The organism is Vibrio sp. 970 (genome assembly GCF_033339075.1).
Map to the genome: position 1 here is coordinate 1 of NZ_JAWOTW010000715.1, position 542 is coordinate 542.

At 44.5% G+C, this 542-nt stretch carries 1 protein-coding gene; it reads left to right on the top strand.

The window, feature by feature from the left end:
- Positions 1-542 (top strand): GGDEF domain-containing protein (locus R7Q11_RS28790; RefSeq protein ID WP_225467299.1); only part of this gene is annotated, 542 nt, incomplete at both ends.

Genomic DNA, 542 nt, shown 5'->3' on the forward strand with positions numbered 1-542 from the left:
GGTTTATCGAACAGATCAATCGGTCACTCAATCAAGACTGTATTGTGACGATCGAGTACAAGATGTGCGCCGACAGCGTTCAGGGAATAGATGCGAATAGTGGGCCAAAAGGCGACCTCTATTACGAAGGGAAAATCTGTCCGCTCACTATAAACTATCAAGGTCGTCGCGTTGTTCTCATTCTTACCCGCAACATTTCCAACCGCCACCGAGTCGAAACCCTTCTTCGCCACCAAAGCCAAATTGACGCTCTCACAAACATCTACAATCGACGTGTTTTTTTCGAAAAGCTCACAGAAGAAGTCATTAAATCCCAAACTCCTGACTACCAATCTGCTCTATTATTGTTTGATTTGGATTTTTTTAAAGTTATCAATGATAAACGTGGCCACGATGCGGGAGATTATGTCTTAGAGACATTAGCCGATTTGGTTTCTCACTTGTTGGTTAAAGACGAGATTTTTGCAAGAGTCGGAGGGGAGGAGTTTGCGATTATCCTGCCAGAAACCTCTCTATCGGCGGCGAAAGAAGTGGGAGAGGAA